The organism is Schaalia sp. Marseille-Q2122, assembly GCF_903645355.1.
In the GTDB taxonomy this organism is placed as follows: Bacteria; Actinomycetota; Actinomycetes; order Actinomycetales; family Actinomycetaceae; genus Pauljensenia.
The window spans coordinates 130,765-148,677 of record NZ_CAHJXR010000005.1; the positions used below are offsets into that span (position 1 = coordinate 130,765).

The window sequence follows — 17,913 nt, forward strand, 5'->3', positions numbered from 1 at the left end:
TCCGGTGTGATCTGACCGGACAGGGGTTCCGTTTTTCATTGCCTTGCATGTATTCTTACAGTGACTTTTCATAGTTTTCTTCTCCGACATCAGGATGGAATACATGTCATCAACGTTGATGAGGCGCAGAATTACCGCCACTCTCACCACATTTGCGCTGGCAAGCGCTGTTTTCTCTGGGATTCCCCTTCTCAATCCACCAGCAGCAAACGCCGCTCCGGGGCGCCCTGCAACCCTGGTGGGAGATTTTCAGAGCGAACTCTCCTGCGGGAGCGACTGGGATCCCGCATGTGCGAACACTCGGATGACTCAATCCTCCGATGACCCAAACCTCTACGAATTTGTTACGACAGTTCCAGCAGGTTCATGGAAGTTTAAAGTCGCCATGGATGGGGCGTGGAACGAGGCTTACGGCAAAGACGGCCTCCCCGACAATAACGTTCCCCTCATTCTTCAAGGCCCCACCCAAGTTGCCTTCACCTTCGACTACAGCTCGAAGAACATTGGCATCCGCCTCCCCCAGCTCCCCGGCGCCTACGATCCCGCCACAGACGCTGCACTGATCCAAGAACCTGCCACGCACCCAGGGGCGGGCCAGCAGTTCTACTTCGTCCTCACCGACCGCTTTGCCAATGGCGACACCGCTAATGACCACGGCGCATCGGCCTCGACAGATCGACTTGTCACCGGCTTTGACCCCACAGACAAAGCCTTCTACCACGGTGGCGACATCAAGGGCCTGACTCAAAAACTCGATTACATCAAGAACCTGGGCACTACCGCCATCTGGCTCACCCCCTCTTTCACCAATATGCCCGTCCTCACCGACACCAACGGTGAAAACCCCTCTGCGGGCTACCACGGGTACTGGATCACCGACTTCACCTCCATCGATCCCCACCTGGGCAGCAACGAGGACCTCAAGGAACTCATCACTGCTGCTCACGCTAAGGGCATGAAGGTCTACTTCGACATCGTTGTCAACCACACCGCTGACCTTATTAAGTACCGTGAAGGTGACGGGAAGGTCTATCGCGACACCGCCACCCACCCGTACAAGACGTCGGCTGGAATCCCCTTCAACCTCGCAGAGGTAGCCGGGAAGGACCCCTTCCCGCCTCTCAGTGCTGACACGTCCTTCCCCTACACGCCCTACCGCCCTGTCGGCAACGACGTTATGAAACCTGAGTGGCTTAATGACGTCACGCTCTACCACAATCGCGGCGACTCTACCTGGACGGGTGAATCCACCACACTGGGTGACTTCATCGGACTTGACGACCTCATGACCGAACACCCAAAGGTCATCAATGGCATGGCCGACATTTACAAGGCGTGGATTGACTTTGGCTTGGACGGATTCCGCATTGACACCGTCAAGCATGTCGATAATGTGTTCTGGGACCAGTGGACAAAGAAGATCGCTGACCATGCCACGGCCGCCGGTAAAAACGAGTTCTTCACCTTCGGTGAGGTCTACAACTTTGAGGCCGCTGACCTTGCCCCCTACACGCGCGACACCTCGATGAACGGCATTTTGGACTTCATGTTCCAAAATCGCGCCGTCAAATTCGCCAAGGGGGACAGCACCGAAACCCTGAGCGAGCTGTTCGCAGCCGACGACATCTATACCACCCCCACCTCACATGCGGGCCTCATGCCCACCTTCTTGGGTAATCACGACATGGGCCGAGTGGGCTACCTGGTGAACGTCCCCGGCTCAGGTGTGGAGCGCTCGAAGCTGGCGCACTCCCTCATGTACCTCACGCGAGGTCAACCCGTCGTGTACTACGGTGACGAACAAGGTTTCGTCGGTGAAGGCGATGGTACCGATAAGGAAGCCCGTCAGGACATGTTCGCCACGCGAACCTCTCACTTTGCCAACCAGAAGCTCCTTGACGGCCAAACCCTTGGCTCCCAGGATCGCTTTGACGAAAACGCTCCCCTCTATGGCCATATCGCGCAACTGGCCAAGCTACGTTCCGCCCACAAGGCGCTCAGCACCGGTGGGCAAATCGAACGCTGGGCAACCAGCGGCCCCGGCTTGTATGCCTTCTCCCGCGTCGACCGTGACGAGAAGATCGAATACTTCATCGCACTGAACAACTCCGGTGCTCCCGTCACCCAGCGGCCATTCACCCTGACCGCGAACGCGAGCTTTGAGCCCCTTTACGGGGCGAGCACACCCCTCACTTCTGACGCGTCAGGTGCTGTGAACGTGACAGTTCCCGCCTACGGTGCTGTGGTCTACAAGGCGAACACGACTGTCGCATCAGGTGAAGTCACCGGCGAGCTCACCGTAGCCGGACACAAGCTCTCCGGTCGAGCACCCATTGGCACAACCGTTTCAGGCAACCAATGGTCAGAAACCTCCTTCTCCTACCGCCTTGCTGGGCAGACCGATTGGATGCCTCTGGGCGTTGACACCGGTCAGAATGCCCGCGTCTACCACGATGTTTCCGCCCTGCCTGCTGGTACTGTCGTTGAATACCGTGCCATCACCACGGATGCTGCCGGGAACTCCCAGGCCTCGTCAGGGTGGGGGGTCGTCGGCGTTGACCTCGTTGGAGGGCCATCGGCCGGACCCGACACCTCTGCACTGGTCACCATTCCCGGCACCTTCAATAAGGCACTGGGATGTACCAAGGGCGCAGACGGGAACTGGGACCCGAGCTGCGAAAAGATCGCCCTGACCAAGGACGCAAACTCTCCCTGGTATAGCGGTACCTTCACCATCCCCGCAGGCGAACACAACTACAAGATTGCTGTTGGTGGAAGCTGGGCAGAAAACTACGGCAAGAACGCCAACGAGCAGGGCGCACTCACCGTCGCCCCCGACGGCTCCGATGTTGCTTTCACCAGCACAGGTGAGCCCGTCACCTTCTACTACAACCCGATCACCCACTACTTCTTCAACACCGCTGAGCACGACCCCATCACCCTGCCGGGCGACTTCACCCAGGCGATGGGTTGTACCGGCGGCGCAGGAGGCAACTGGGATCCGGCGTGCCTTGCCACCCTCATGGAACGCACCGACGCTGACACCTTTACCTTCACCACCGACGCCCTGGCCGGTCGACAGATCGAGGTCAAGGCTGCTCACAAACTCGGCTGGGACGAATCCTACGGGCCTGAGGACAATCGCGGCGGAAACTACCGCTTCCACATTCCCGCAGGACAACGCGCCACCTTCACCTACACACTAAGCATCCACAACCTGACGCTAACCACCAAGGATTTGGCCTCTATCGAATCCACCAACGCTGAAGCCCAGTGGATTGACGCGACCACCATTGCTCTACCGGCCTCGCTCTTTAAGGGCAATTTCCCTGGAGAGGCGACGGTTAAACTCCTGGCAGCGCCCAATGGCCGCGTGTCGATTGTTGGTAACCAGGCGGTGAGCACCATCGGTGACGTGGAGACAATCACCCTGGAACGTGTGGGGGCAGCACCGAACGCCGAACAGCTGAAGAACTTCCGACACCTCTTCGGGTACTCCACCTACGCTCTACCTGCCGACCAGCAGGCACGGGCGAAGGAGCTTCTCAAGGGCGCATTGCACGTTGCTGTTGAAGCCAAGGGCATTCCGGTATCCCTTACCGGCGTGCAGATTCCCGGCGCACTCGATGCCCTTTACGCTACTGCGGCACGAGCAGCCAACCTTGGCGTGACATGGGAAAACGCCGCTACCGATACAGCGACGCCGACCCTGAACCTGTGGGCGCCGACCGCTACCTCGGTTCACACTCGCCTGTGGGAAACTGAAGCGGCTGAGGGTGAGGGCACACTCCACCCGATGACCCTTAACCCGGACACTGGTATCTGGACTGTCACCGGTCAAGCCGACTGGAAGAACAAGGCCTACAAGTTTGAGGTTCAGGTCTACGTGCCCAGCACCGGTCAGATTGAAACCAATAGTGTCACTGACCCCTACTCTGTCGGCTTGGCAGTGGCCTCCACTCACTCGGTGCTACTCGACATGAAGGACCCCGCCCTGGCACCAGCCTCGTGGACCTCCATGACTATTCCCACCATTGCCCGCGCCGTTGACCAGATGATCTACGAACTGCATGTGCGTGACTTCTCCATCAACGACACCACCGTGCCTGAGAACCTGCGTGGCACCTACAAGGCCTTCACGCAAAGCGACTCTGCGGGCATGAAACACCTGGCGGAGGTTGGCGCAGCGGGCGTGAACGCCATTCACCTTCTGCCCACCTACGACATTGCCACCATCCCTGAACCGCGCTCGCAGCAAACCAACCCCGTGGTTCCCGCGGCGGGCCCTGACCACGCTGAACAGCAGGCAGCGGTTGCTGCTGCGGCAGCGACCGACGGCTTCAATTGGGGCTACGACCCCTACCACTACTTCGCACCTGAAGGCTCTTACGCATCCGACCCATCAGCGGCTGGACGCGTCAAGGAATACCGCGAGATGGTTGCCGCCCTCGCCGGTTTGAAGATGCGTGTCATTGCTGACCAGGTGTTCAACCACACCGCCCAGTCCGGCCAGGGGGAAAAGTCGGTTCTCGACAGGATCGTGCCCGGCTACTACCACCGCCTGAACTGGCAGGGCGTGGTCGAAAACTCCACCTGCTGTGAGAACCTCGCCACCGAGCATCAAATGGGTGAAGAGCTCATGATCGACTCGGTCCTGACCTGGGCCCGCGACTACAAGGTCTCTGGCTTCCGTTTCGACCTGATGGGCCACCACAGCGCCTCTAACCTCACCACCATCCAGTCGCGCCTGCGTGAACTCACCCTGGACAAGGACGGTATCGATGGCTCGACCATCCACATGTACGGCGAAGGCTGGAACTTCGGTGAGGTCGCTAATAATGCGCGCTTCGACCAGGCCACCCAAGGCCAGCTGGGAAACACGCAGATCGGCACCTTCAATGACCGTCTGCGTGATGGCGTCCACGGTGAGGGCCTGACTGGCCAGGGCTGGGGCACCGGCCAGGCCATGGAAACCCGACCCGGAAACGACGGCGGCTACGACCTGGGCAAGCTGCGCTACCAGACCGACCTTATTCGCGTGGGCCTGGCGGGTAACCTCAAGTCCTTCCGATTCCTCGCCTCTGACGGCAACTGGAAGACCGGCGCTGACCTGCGCTATGGGTCAAGCTCGGCTGGCTACGCTGACGACCCTGCTGATTCAGTCAACTACGTGGACGCTCACGACAATCAGACGCTCTACGACATCACTGTGATGCGCATGCCGCAAAGCCTGACCATGGCTGACCGCGTGCGCATGAACACGGTGCAGCTTGCCACCGTCGCCCTTGGCCAGAGCCCTGCCTTCTGGCATGCAGGAACAGACCTCATGAGGTCGAAGTCTCTGGACCGTGATTCCTACAATTCGGGCGATCACTTCAATGCCATTGACTGGACGGGTCAGACCCACAACTTCGGTGTTGGTCTGCCTCCGGCAGAGAAGAACCAGAGCACATGGGACTACCAGGCTCCGCTGCTGCGTGATCCTGCGCTGAAGGCCTCCCCCGCTGATCTGGCTGCCTCCAAGGCGATGGCTCTGGACCTTGTTCGCCTGCGTTATGCCTCGCCTCTCATGCGACTGGGTTCGGCAGAACTCATCAATGAACGCGTGACCTTCCCTGCCTCTGGCCCCAATGCCCCGGCTGGCCTGATTGTCATGCATATCGATGACCGAACTGGCACTGACATTGACCCTGAGCGCGATGCGATCATGGCCGTGTTCAACCCCTCCCCCAATGCCATCACCCATAAGATTGATGGTTTCGAGGGACGCCGCTTCGCACTGTCAGCTATTCAGCGCGAGGGCGTGGACCCGGTTGTCAAGACCACGACCTGGGATGAGGCAAGCGGCACGATCACCATTCCTGCACGTACCGTGGCCGTCCTCGATGGACTCCCCGCGCGCCTGGCTGATCGCCACACTGCCACCTACGCGGATATGAACGCTGTGCGCGGTCTGGCAAGGCCCGTGGTGGGTGCGGCTCCGCTGGATGCTGATCCGGCAGGGAGCGCCTTGCCTGAGAACACTCGCTTTGCCTTGACTCCTCCTCCTAGCGCGGGCCAGGCCGACACTGCGGATGCTCCCACCGTTGAGGTGGCTGCCGATCAGGCCCGTTGGGTGGCGGTCAATGCCGCAACCGGCGCGTTGACGCTGACCCCCGGCTCGGATGTCGCTGTCGGCGAGCACACGGTCTTTGTGACTGTGACCTACTCTGATGGCAGTCGTGAGAAGGTGTCCGCGAAGGTGACGATCGCAGCATCACAGGCCGAGGGTTTTACCCCCACGTACTCTCCGCTCAGCGTCCACCAGGGCGCACGTGAGGTCCTCACCGCGCCCGTCGCCCCCGAAGGTGCTCTGCCAGAGCGCACCAGCTTCACTGCGGGTGCTTCGATGCCCGAGTGGGCGGAAGTGACGGACATCGGGCAGATCCTGGTCCGCCCGAGCACCGACGTGGCCCCCGGCGAGTACGCTCTTCCAGTCACCATCACCTACGCGGATAGCTCCACCGATGAGGTGAGCGCCACTGTGACCGTGAAGGCCCAGCCTCTCAATGTCACGCATGTCCCCGGGTACTCGCCACTCAGCGTTGTTCGTGGCCTGCCCGCGGCGACGAAGGGAGCCGCGCCCACCGACCTCGCTCCCGGCGGGAGTACCCTGCCTGCAGGAACGAGCTTCGCCCTCGCCGATTCGACCCCCGAGGCCGTGCGTGCGTGGCTGAGCGTGGATCCTGCAAGCGGCGCACTGAGCGCCCATCCGAATGGGTCTGTCGAGGCCAACGCTTACGAGGTTCGCGTGGACGTGACCTTCGCGGATCAGACGACCTCTTCAGTTGTCGCGGCCGTGACGGTGGTCCTCAATAGCGCTGATAAGTTCACGCCCTCCTACTCGGCTGCTTCGGTGACGCAGGAGCAGAGCGTGAGCCTCGCCGCCCCCACCGCTGCTGAGGGCGTTTTGCCTGATGGCACGCGCTTCCGCGCAGGCGAGGGATGGCCCAGCTGGGCGACCCTCGCCGAGGACGGTGCGATCACCCTGGCTCCTGGCAGCGACGTTGAAGCTGGCGCCGTGGCACTGAATGTTGTGGTCGCCTACGCCGACGGCAGTGAGGACGCGTTGCGCGCCGAGGTCACCGTCGTGGCCCGCCCGACACCCGAGGCTGAGCTCTACGACCCCACCTACGCGCCCGTCGAGGTCACGCGCGGCCTGCCGACAGTCACCACCACAGCGGCGCCGACGAATACCTCGACTAGCGGAGAGGCGCTCCCTGCTGGTATCGCTTTCGCTCTGGCTGACGCTGACGAGGCTGCGCAGATCCCTGCGGCCCCCGAGTGGGTGAGCGTGGATCCCGCCACCGGCGCGCTTACTCTGGCACCGAGTGCTTCCGTTGAGCCTGGCCGCTTGGCTTTTGGCGTGCGTGTCGCCTATGCGGATGGCTCTAGCGAGGTCGTGCGCGTTGAGCTTGAGGTCCGTCAGGCTGTGGCCGAGGTGGAGGCCCCGGCTTATGCCGAGAGCATCAGCGGGACAACGCCTGGCGCCACTGTGAGAATTGCCCAGACGAATCTTGACCTGCCTGCGGGCGTCACTGCGGCGCTCATGGACAGCTCTGTCATTCCGCAGGGGTGGACGGTGACCGTCACCGAACGCACCATCGAGGGTGCCTCGGTGCCCGCTGGTAACGGTGCTTCCGTGAGGATCCTGCCGCTGGAAAACCTAAGCCTGCCGCGTGTGGGTGACATTCATGTTGTCACTGCTGCTGATGCGAAGGCCGGAGACCGTGCAGTCATCCGCGTGCTCTTCACCTATCCTGACGCTTCGACTGCGCAGGCTATGCACGAGGTCGTCATCGCAGCTCAGACACCCACCCCCGGGGAGCCCGGCGATACGGGCAACCAAGGAGGAACAGGCGATCAAGGTGGGAACGCGCCTGGTGGTACTGGCGATCAGGGCGGTACTGGCGATCAGGGCGGTAGCACTCCTGGTGGTAGTGACAACCAGGGAGGTTCCGGTGGTCAGGGTGGGAATACTCCTGGCGGGAACGGCAACCAGGGCGGACACACCCCTGGTGGGGATACTCCTGGTGGGCACACTCCCCCGCCGAATGTGCCGCCAACCGGCCCCTCGCTGCCCAAACCGGGGAATAATCCGACGCCGAATCCAGGGAACCCCTCGGCGCCCAACCCCGGTCACACAGACAATGGCAGCTCGGGGAACGCCAAGAACCATCCTCAGGCGAAACTTGCCTCAACCGGCGCTGCCGGACCCCTTGGGGCGATTCTTGCTCTGTTCCTTGGCGGTGCAGCCCTGAGTGCCTTGCGCAAGCGCCGATAGGCTGTAACAGCGCGGCCCGAGCAGGGACACTGCCCGAGGAGGGCGGGTGGTGAGCACTCAACGTGCTCACCACCCGCCCCTCCCCTTTCATACCCCGACCAGAGAAAACTCTTCGCGAAACGCACACTTTCAACAGTCCGGGTGTAGGCTTAATAGCTATAGGCACGCGAATTCTCATCGCTTGCTGTGGGTCAAAGGAGGTCCCCATGTCTGCAGCGCAGCAGATTCTTGACGCCCTCGGAGGGTGGTCCAATATTTCGCAACTTGATGCGTGCATCACCCGCCTCCGCGTGGAAATCAAAGACCCCACCCTCATTGACCCCGACGCCATCAAAGCGGCAGGCGCCCACGACGTGATCCTCGTGGCGTCTACCGCCCAGGTTGTCGTCGGACCCGACGCTGACGTCCTCGCTTCTCACATCCAGGAACTTGCTCCATGACACTGACAATCCACGCTCCTCTTGCTGGCCTTCTCCAGCCCCTTGAGGTAGTTGATGACCCTGTATTCGCCCATGAAATCGTTGGCCCCGGCGCAGCACTTGCCCCGGCTTCTCTTGAACGACAACAGGTCCTCTCCCCCATTGATGGCACCGTCGCCAAGATGATGGGTCACGCTTTTGTTGTCGTGTCTCGTTCCGGGGTGCCGGTGCTTGTTCACATGGGCATCAACACCATCAACCTTGCTGGCGAGGGCTTTGAACCGATTCGACGCGAGGGTGATCAGGTGCGAGCAGGTGATCCCCTGACCTACTGGAACCCTCAGGTCGCTGTTGATGCTGGCCTGGCCCCCACCGTGCCTGTCATCATCCTTGATTCCAAGACCCGCAGGGTCGACGTCACCGGCGACTACGACAGCGAGGTCACGCCTGTTGACGCGATCCTGGCGGTCAGCGACAACTGATCTCCATTTCCGGCACTGCTCCTGGTTGCTGCCAAGGCGTTCAGGGCAGTGCAAGGAATCGCCAGCAATGCAGCTATCCCAAGGCACAGATCAGGCAGATTCAGGTGCGTCATTGTGGTGAAGTATCGAGCGAAAGCCTCTGCCCCGTTCGTGTCCTCATTCTTTGCAGCGTCGCTGAGTTCAGGCTTGTCGGTAGGCGGGATGGACACATATGGCAAGAACTGACCTTCACGGGTCACCTGGTGCCATCTGACATACCCACCAGATCATCAGGAGAATCCGCCTGAGGGTGCACTGCATCCACCACAGCGCATGGTCGCACAGCACCGGATTTCTTTGATGCCTTCAAAAAATCATCGCTCGCACACTACAACGCCACACCACGAGTGACTGAATAATCTGTCGACACCTCCCAGCCACCACTAGGCAGAGGTCACACACGGTCGGCCTTGCTTCACATCAGGAATCACCGCGACTTGGATTTCTCACGCGTTGAGAGCAAGACGGTCGCGGGCGTGGGATAAGTTGTCAGACAAGGGGACTTTTCCGCATGTTTACGTCGGCAAGTCGGTTCCAGAATCGCCAAAAATGCGATCGGCGGCGCTATAGCGTTGACCTGGGATTATGTGCTTGAATGGAGGGTGTTCGAGCCTTCGTCAACACCCCATTTTTGGTCGGCGGCGCACACGCAAGTAAAGCCGCAGGTCAGACGGGGTGAAAAACACGAGGAGTCAGAAGGCTCCTAGCGCCATAAGGTGCATTGAGACCGTTAAGACGACTAGCGGTAGTGAAATGCCGCTCATGTCAGAAGGCTCCTAGCGCCATAAGGTGCATTGAGACTCTTCCAGTAGGATTTTTCCCAATTTGTGAGTTCGCGTCAGAAGGCTCCTAGCGCCATAAGGTGCATTGAGACTGATCGCGTGCGATCGCATCGTAGCCTCCTCTCTGGTGTCAGAAGGCTCCTAGCGCCACCCCACGCCCTCTCATCGCAATGCAATCGCTCCTCAGACCGCCGAAGACGTCAACATACCTATCTGACTCCACATAAGGGTGTGTCCCAGACGCTCAGCGTCTGGGACACACCCTCTCCAAGATTCAGCTCTGAAGCTCTGGCACTACGTCATGATCAGCGCAGCGACGAATCCACGGCCTCGAAGATCGCAGCAGCACGAGCATCCGTCGCCAGATCCTCAATGTAGATCTCCCTACCATTGCCGTCACACAGGGGCACGCACCAGTTCGGGTACTCCGTGGAGGTACCCGGCAGGTTCTGCGGGCGCACATCGCCCACAACATCCACCAATGACACACCCACCAGCGCCGATGGGGTTGCAGCAGCGTAACGGTGCAGGGCGACGACGACCTCGTCAACTGTGGGGGTCTGAGCCTCCAGGAAACCGTACTCGCGCAGGCGAACCATCATCTGCTCCAGTTCACGGCGGTCAGCCGCGCGCACAGAATCAATATCCTCCACCAGCAGGCCCAACTTATGACGCAGCTCGGTCTGGACGCCCGCCAGGTAGCCGGCGGTGGGAGGCAGGTCGTGGGTGTTGACCGTCGACAGCGCACCCCAACGGTAGTGGCCCGCGTGCAACGGCCACCCCGAGCCTTCCTTCTCAAACCACACGACGGAAGTCCCCAGGATGCCACGGTCTGCCAGGTAGTCCCGCACCCACGGCTCCACGGTGCCCAGGTCCTCGCCGATCACCACAGCGCCTGCACGCTGGGCTTCCAGCAGGACGACGCCCACCATTGCCTCGTGGTCGAAGTAGACGTAGGTGCCTTCAGATGCCGGGCGGCCAGCAGGAATCCACCACAGGCGGAACAGTCCCAAGATGTGGTCGATACGAATCGCGCCGGAGTGCGCCAACACGGCTCGCAGCATCTCCCGCAGTGGACGGTAACCGGTGCGAGCCAGAGCGCGGGGCGACCACGGCGGCTGGGACCAGTTCTGGCCCTGCTGAGAGTACATATCCGGCGGCGCGCCCACCTGCATGCCCGGTGCAAAGACACCCGGCTCGGACCAGATCTCCGAACCATTAGCGTGCACGCCAACAGCCAGGTCGGCCATGATACCCATCTTCATACCCACTGCGCGGGCAACCTCGTGGGCCTTCACCAGCTGCTCACGGGTCACCCACTGGCACCACTGCCAAAACTCCACACGATCAGCCAAGGCTTCACGCTGAGCGTCAATAGCAGGCATGTCAGCGTTAGCAAATTCCTCAGGAAGAAGCAGGCCGCCTTCCTTTTCCACCAGCGCACACCACAGGGCGAAGTTCGCCAGATCCTGGCCGCCCTGGGCGACGAAAGCTTCAAATTCGGCCTGGCGGTGGTAGCTGCGCGGCAGGGTGAAGACGAGTTCGAGGGCCTTGCTCTTCGCTGCCCAGGTGCGGTCGCGCTCAATCGGCGCACCATTGTCTGCCGCTGCGCTCTCGCGCAGGGCCGCAATGGCCACACGCATCGACTCGGGCGCGTTCACGTATTCGGCGATGGTTTCAGGGCGGGCGTAGATGGGGTTCACCCAGCGGCGAGTCACCGGAAGGTAGGGCGAGTTCTCCATCGGAGCGACGGTGGCCGCAGCGTGAACGGGGTTGATGAGCAGGAAGTCTGCGCCCTTTTGGCCGCACACTGCGGCGAGGTTGGCAAGGTCTTCGGCATCCCCCATGCCCCAGGACGAGGCCGAACGCGCCGAGTACATTTGTGCGGCGACACCCCAGTGGCGTCCCTGGTGGAGGACGGAGGGGCTGACGCGGTTGGGGACGACGATGAGCGGCGCGGAGTAGACGGCGCCGCCCTCGACAGTTGCGGTGAGGGTGTGCCACCCAAGGGGCAGGTGAGCGGGAACCTCGAAGGTCGCGCGGCCGGTGAGGACGTCATTGACGACGCGGGGCTCGACCCAGCGGTCGAGCTGGTGGAGGTCACCCTTGCCGCCTTCTTCGAGGGAGTAGTCGACGTGTACCCACGAGCCGTGGGGCACGTGGACGTGGATTTCCTTCGTAGCGCCTTCACGAACGACGGCGCAGTCAGGCAGGGTCTGGAGCCAGAATTGGTCTTCGGTCCATGCCAGGGCTTCGTGGACGTCTTTGATGGTGGCGTTGGCGGTGACGGGGACACCCAGGGCTTCAAGTACGGCAAGGAGTGAACGCGATCCGACATTGCATTGGTTGCCGTACCAATCCCAGAAAGTGGTGGCGACACCATTTCGGTCGGCGAGGTGCTGGAGCAGCCCCAGATCGTCAACGGCAGGCGCGTTCATGTTCACACCTTCTCCTCAGTGTTGAGATGTTTTATCAGCTAGGGATGATTTTATGACGCGTGGCGGGGTGCCGTCACCGAGGCCTGGGGGTGTTGGTGGGTTTGGCAGACCTGGATCATGTCTGCGGCGATTTCTTCGGAGATCTCTCCGGCGACGATTTGAATGACTTCGTCGACGCGGACGAGGGCGATGACCGGCCCGATGCGCAGTGCCTGATCGTTGACTTTCAGAGGGTTACGCACCTCCACCCGAATGCGAACCATGCAGGGTTCGATATCGGAAATATTCTCCGCACCGCCTAAAGCTTCAACGAGAGCATGGGCGATTTCTTGATTCATTACCTCTTCCACAATCCTCTTTTGCGACTCGGATCACATAATAATCTGCTGTGTGATATCAAGCAATGTCCACCGCCTCGCTTATCCCCTCATTTCGTTAAAGAATGGTGCTATGACCACTCCGATCACTATTCCTCAGGGCTCGAATGAGCCTGTGGCCTCTGTTCTTCGCATCCTCGAACTCACCGAGACCGGCCACGATCGCTTCGAAGCACACTCCTTACCGCAGGTCAGGCGTGTTTACGGTGGTCAGGTCCTCGCCCAGTCCCTCCTGGCTGCTTGCGCCTCACTGGAGGACGCTGAGCGCCTTCCTCACTCCTTCCACGCCTATTTCCTGCGCGGCGGCGACCCTTCGGCGACCTTCGAGCTGCAGGTGGAGCGCCTCCGTAACGGACGTTCCTTCTCGAGCCGCCGCGTGACCTGCACCCAGGATGATCGCGAGATCCTCTCCATGACCTGCTCCTTCCAGGGGCCAGAGGAGGGCTATGACACGGCTCTTCCGATGCCGCAGGTTCCTCACGCGTCCGAATTGCGTTCGGCGCTGGAGATCTTCCGCATGATGGATCACCCGGTGGGGCGTTTCCTGGGGAAGACCGCTGCTTTCGACGTGCGCCATGTCCAAAAGGAGCTGTACACCAGCGCTGATCCTGAGGGCGGCAATATCCAGCAGCTGTGGATGCGTCCACGTTTTCCGATCGGCGAGGGCGTCCATCAGTACGTTCATCGCGCGCTTTTGGCCTATGTCATTGATCAGGTGATGTTTGAGCCGGCCATGCGCGTGACGGGGAATTCCTGGATGACGCCGGGGATGTCGGCGGCCTCGTTGGATCACGCGATGTGGTTCCACCGCGATGTTGATATCAATGATTGGTTGCTCTATGACGCGATCTGCCTATCGGTGAATAACGGGCGCATGCTGTCTCATATGCGGGTGTTTACTGAGGATGGCGTGCTGGTAGCCGAGGCCAGCCAGCAGGGCATGTTGCGTGTGCCGCGTGATGGCAAGCAGGGCTCTGGTCAGTGGGGTTTTGGTGCTGTGCCGGACGACCCCTCAGCCACTGCCTGAGCACTGACGCTCGGTTATGACGCTGGCTTACCTGCCGGGACTTAGTTGACGGGACGTAGTTCTGCCGCACCGAAGGAGACGGAGAAGGCCTCGCACCACAGGGTGATGGACGTCCAGTCCTCGATGGTGGCGTCGGCTGGGATCGCGTACACCTGGTTGCCGCGGTTGCCTTTGAGTTCACCGAGGTCAAGGTGGTCGTAGTTGGCTGCGGTGAACCAGCCGTCGAAACCTTCGATGACGGGCGCTTGGGAGAGCCAGACGTGCACGTCGGGGCCGGTGGTGGTTTCAAGGCCTTCGAGGGCGAGCTGATGGCTGCCGTCGGGCAGCCGGAAGATGCTGACCTGACCGCTGGTTTCGTGCTCGTGGGAGATGAGGGAGCCTTGTGCGATGAGAGCGGGACCTGCTGGGGCCTGCGGCTCTGGAGCTGGTGCAGGAGTAGTTGGGGTTGAAGGAGCGCCTTCAGTTGAGGAAGTCTCCTGAGAGCTTTGAGGCTGTGCGGCTGGTGCTGGGGTGCTTTGCGGGGCTGTGGCCGTGGGGATTTCGTCATTGATTTCCGTGTTGACGAAGAGCAACCACGGTTGGAACACTGCCATGGCAATGGCGAAAAGGACGAGGGCGCCTGCGCCAAGAGCGATGAGTGTACGGCGTCGCTTCACGCGGGGTGAGCTGTGCTGCTCGTCTTGGGGCTTTTCGGGCTGCGGCTGCATTGTGGTCATGAAAGAGTCCTTCTCGGTCTCGGCACGGCGAGTGCCTGGCCTAGCTGCTTGTCGCTGGGTGTTCGGCGCCCATTGGCAGGAGGTTTGTTTCTTCGGCTATTGCCTTCGTCACAGGAACTATCGGATGGCCAAGTTAGGCCCCTGACAGGTGGGCGGACGACGGTGCCAATGGCGAAAACACCCGTGGGGGCTGCAGTTTGATGCTGCGGCCCCCACGGGTGAATCATTCGAGGAGACGACGGTACGGATCGTCCTCAGCGCGTTCAGTCGCGGGTGAGCTTACGGTGGGTCACGCGGTGAGGCGTTGCGGCCTCGAGACCCAGGCGCTCGATCTTGTTCTTCTCGTAGGACTCGAAGTTGCCTTCGTACCAGTACCAGCGTGCGGGGTTTTCCTCGTCGCCTTCCCACGCGAGAATGTGAGTGGCAACGCGGTCAAGGAACCAACGGTCGTGGGTGACGACCACGGCGCAGCCGGGGAATTGAAGGAGGGCGTTTTCCAGGGACCCCAGGGTTTCAACGTCGAGGTCGTTGGTGGGTTCGTCTAGGAGCAGCAGGTTGCCGCCCTGCTTGAGGGTGAGGGCAAGGTTCAGGCGGTTGCGTTCACCGCCGGAGAGCACGCCGGCAGGTTTTTGCTGGTCAGCGCCCTTGAAGCCAAAGGCCGAAACGTAGGCGCGCGAGGGCATTTCAACGTTGCCGACTTGGAGGAAGTCGAGTCCGTCAGAGACGACCTCCCACAGAGACTTGTTGGGGTCAATGCCTGCGCGGTTCTGGTCAACGTAGGAGATTTTGACGGTTTCACCAACTGTCAGTTCGCCACCATCGAGCGGTTCAAGGCCAACGATGGTCTTGAACAGGGTGGTCTTACCCACGCCGTTGGGGCCGATGACGCCGACGATGCCGTTACGCGGCAGGGAGAAGGAGAGGCCGTCGATGAGGGTGCGGTCGCCAAAGCCCTTGACGAGGTCCTTGGCTTCGATGACGACCGAGCCCAGGCGGGGGCCGGGCGGGATCTGGATTTCTTCGAAGTCGAGTTTGCGTGTGCGCTCGGCTTCAGCGGCCATTTCCTCGTAGCGTTCGAGTCGTGCCTTGGACTTTGCCTGGCGCCCCTTGGGGTTGGAGCGCACCCATTCGAGTTCTTCCTTGAGGCGCTTAGCGAGTTTGGCGTCTTTCTGGCCCTGCACTTGGAGGCGCTTTTGCTTGGTTTCCAGGTAGGTGGAGTAGTTGCCTTCGTAGGGGTAGAGGTGTCCGCGGTCAACTTCGGCGATCCAGCCGGCGACGTGGTCGAGGAAGTAGCGGTCGTGGGTGACGGCGATGACGGCACCGGGGTAGGTGGAGAGGTGCTTTTCCAGCCACTGGACGGATTCGGCGTCGAGGTGGTTGGTGGGCTCGTCGAGGAGAAGCAGGTCGGGGGCTTCGATGAGGAGCTTGCACAGTGCGACGCGACGGCGTTCACCTCCGGAGAGGACGTTGACGGGCGCGTCGGGCGGCGGGCAGCGTAGAGCGTCCATGGCCTGCTCGAGCTGGGAGTCGATGTCCCAGGCGTTGGCGGCGTCGATCTCCATCTGGAGTTTGCCCATTTCATCCATGAGGGCGTCGAAGTCGGCGTCGGGGTTGGCCATTTCTTCAGAGATGGCGTTGAAGCGTTCAAGCTTGGCGTAGATTTCGCCTGCGCCCATGCGGACGTTTTCCACGACGGTCTTGTCGTCGTCGAGCTTGGGTTCTTGTTCGAGGATGCCGACGGTGTAGCCGGGGGTGAGGCGGGCTTCGCCGTTGGAGGGCTCGTCTAGGCCGGCCATGATGCGCAGGATTGAGGACTTACCGGCACCGTTGGGGCCGACCATGCCGATTTTTGCGCCGGGGAAGAAGGACATTGAGACGTCGTCGAGGATGACCTTGTCCCCGTGCGCCTTTCGTGCCTTGATCATCTGGTAGATGTACTCTGCCACGTTTCTCCATCCAATGAAGTGATTGTCGAGGGCGTTTGTGCGAGCGTATTTTTCGCGGCGTTGCGCCTGAGATGCCCTCAATGGTGTCTCTACCATGCTAGGCCACTTCGGGGCTTTTGAGACAGCTCTACACCGTTGAGGTGGCGCAACAGTGACACGCCCAACTGAGACAGGCCGCACGCGCGGATAAAAACAGGCATATAATTATCCTATATTTCACGCTTTGAAGCAAAGCTTGAGGCAGGGCGCGGCCCCATCATCACGCTCTACCTGACCTATAACTCAACCCACACCATTCCTCCTCCGTATATCCAACGATCAACTTCTGCGAAAGGGGTGCACCCATGCCTTATGTTTCAAATCTTGAACCTAAGTATTCTGAAGCTGAGCACTCTCATCACGAGCACCCCCACACGGAACTCCCCAACACCGGGCACCCCGGTCGCGAACGCCACGAAGCGGCCTTACCCCACCCCCTCATCCACCTCGACACCGTCAACTCCACCAACTCCTACGCCCGCTCACTCCTTTCTGGCACCACGGCCCCCGCGCACCTCACCACGATCGTCACCGACCACCAAAGCGCCGGACGCGGACGCCTCGGCCGGACCTGGGTCACAACCGCCCACAATGCCCTCACGGCCACCACCCTCCTGCGCCTCCCCTCCCCTCTTCCTCACGAAGCACCCGCATGGTGCCTCCACGCCGCCGCCCTCGCCATCCGCGACGCACTCGCCCCACTGCTGCGCCCCCACGGCCACCGCGTGACCACTAAATGGCCCAATGACGTGCTCATCGATGGTCAACGCAAGATCTGTGGCATCCTCGCCGAAGACCTTGGAGAACGCGACGGCACCCACTACCTGGCCGTCGGATACGGGGTGAATATCGTCATGGACGCCGATGCTCGCCCCGCCCCTCACGCCACTGCCCTGAGCCTTGAAGGCGACAGCGACGCAGCAACCTCTCCCCTTGCTCGACGCGACGCACTACTAGCCACCATCGTTGACGGCATCAACTCACGCTTCACCGCCCTCCACGCCGCCCAATGGGACCCTTCCGAAAGCGGCCTGCACGAGGAAGCCCAGGCCCACTGCGTCACCCTCGGCCAACGCGTCGCACTCCCCCAGCCTCACCAGCCCAGCCCTGACACGCAGAGCGCGCCCATGGAATACGGGCGAGCACTTGCTCTTGACCGCTCAGGCGCACTCATCGTGGAACGCGAGGACGGCACACACAGCCTCATCACGACCGGCGACGTCCTCCTCCCCCACGAATACCAGCCCTGATCAGCACGCTCGCGTCCGCCACCACCAGAACCACCGACCTCACGAGTGACACTAACGAAGGAAGAAGACAACTAC

The 17,913-nt window shown here is 61.2% G+C and carries 9 protein-coding genes and 1 CRISPR repeat array; of the genes, 5 read left to right on the forward strand and 4 right to left on the reverse strand.

Annotated features, from left to right (window positions below; all coding sequences use genetic code 11):
- Positions 1–304 precede the first annotated feature (304 nt).
- From pulA to HWX48_RS06800, 3 genes are all read left to right on the forward strand, one after another.
- Entirely contained in the window at positions 305–8,323 is an 8,019-nt protein-coding gene (gene pulA / locus HWX48_RS06790) for a pullulanase-type alpha-1,6-glucosidase (RefSeq protein ID WP_217701604.1), read from the forward strand.
- A 206-nt stretch (positions 8,324–8,529) separates the two neighbouring features.
- Complete coding sequence (locus HWX48_RS06795) at positions 8,530–8,763, forward strand: PTS transporter subunit EIIB (RefSeq protein WP_175955934.1); 234 nt, start codon at positions 8,530–8,532, stop codon at positions 8,761–8,763.
- Positions 8,760–9,224, forward strand: coding sequence for a PTS glucose transporter subunit IIA (locus HWX48_RS06800; RefSeq protein ID WP_175955936.1), 465 nt, complete (start codon positions 8,760–8,762; stop codon positions 9,222–9,224). The genes HWX48_RS06795 and HWX48_RS06800 overlap by 4 nt, the downstream gene beginning before the upstream one ends.
- Before the next feature lie 730 nt (positions 9,225–9,954).
- Positions 9,955–10,211: a CRISPR direct-repeat array (repeat unit 37 nt; unit sequence GTCAGAAGGCTCCTAGCGCCATAAGGTGCATTGAGAC).
- A 139-nt stretch (positions 10,212–10,350) separates the two neighbouring features.
- Here the strand turns inward: HWX48_RS06800 and malQ are convergent.
- On the reverse strand, positions 10,351–12,489 hold the full coding sequence (gene malQ, locus HWX48_RS06805; RefSeq protein ID WP_175955938.1) for a 4-alpha-glucanotransferase: 2,139 nt from the start codon (positions 12,487–12,489) through the stop codon (positions 10,351–10,353).
- A 44-nt stretch (positions 12,490–12,533) separates the two neighbouring features.
- Positions 12,534–12,821 (reverse strand): PTS transporter subunit EIIB, encoded by a 288-nt coding sequence (locus tag HWX48_RS06810; RefSeq protein ID WP_175955941.1) that lies wholly within the window; start codon positions 12,819–12,821, stop codon positions 12,534–12,536.
- A gap of 112 nt (positions 12,822–12,933) precedes the next feature.
- Between HWX48_RS06810 and HWX48_RS06815 the strand changes: the two genes are divergently transcribed.
- Positions 12,934–13,887 (forward strand): acyl-CoA thioesterase II, encoded by a 954-nt coding sequence (locus tag HWX48_RS06815; protein ID WP_175955943.1) that lies wholly within the window; start codon positions 12,934–12,936, stop codon positions 13,885–13,887.
- 41 nt (positions 13,888–13,928) lie between these two features.
- Here HWX48_RS06815 and HWX48_RS06820 read toward each other — a convergent pair whose 3' ends face one another.
- On the reverse strand, positions 13,929–14,603 hold the full coding sequence (locus HWX48_RS06820; protein WP_217701605.1) for a DM13 domain-containing protein: 675 nt from the start codon (positions 14,601–14,603) through the stop codon (positions 13,929–13,931).
- 263 nt (positions 14,604–14,866) lie between these two features.
- Positions 14,867–16,549, reverse strand: a complete 1,683-nt coding sequence (ettA, locus tag HWX48_RS06825) for an energy-dependent translational throttle protein EttA (protein ID WP_175955945.1) — start codon at positions 16,547–16,549, stop codon at positions 14,867–14,869.
- A gap of 344 nt (positions 16,550–16,893) precedes the next feature.
- Here ettA and HWX48_RS06830 point away from each other — a divergent pair, with 344 nt between their 5' ends.
- Positions 16,894–17,838 (forward strand): biotin--[acetyl-CoA-carboxylase] ligase, encoded by a 945-nt coding sequence (locus tag HWX48_RS06830; protein WP_175955947.1) that lies wholly within the window; start codon positions 16,894–16,896, stop codon positions 17,836–17,838.
- Positions 17,839–17,913 lie beyond the last annotated feature (75 nt).

Coding starts and splice junctions, on each gene's coding strand:
- HWX48_RS06820 (WP_217701605.1), bottom strand. CDS start 14,603: ATGACCACAATGCAGCCGCAGCCCGAAAAGCCCCAAGACGAGCAGCAC.
- HWX48_RS06800 (WP_175955936.1), top strand. CDS start 8,760: ATGACACTGACAATCCACGCTCCTCTTGCTGGCCTTCTCCAGCCCCTT.
- HWX48_RS06815 (WP_175955943.1), top strand. CDS start 12,934: ATGACCACTCCGATCACTATTCCTCAGGGCTCGAATGAGCCTGTGGCC.
- HWX48_RS06830 (WP_175955947.1), top strand. CDS start 16,894: ATGCCTTATGTTTCAAATCTTGAACCTAAGTATTCTGAAGCTGAGCAC.
- pulA (WP_217701604.1), top strand. CDS start 305: ATGACTCAATCCTCCGATGACCCAAACCTCTACGAATTTGTTACGACA.
- HWX48_RS06810 (WP_175955941.1), bottom strand. CDS start 12,821: ATGAATCAAGAAATCGCCCATGCTCTCGTTGAAGCTTTAGGCGGTGCG.
- HWX48_RS06795 (WP_175955934.1), top strand. CDS start 8,530: ATGTCTGCAGCGCAGCAGATTCTTGACGCCCTCGGAGGGTGGTCCAAT.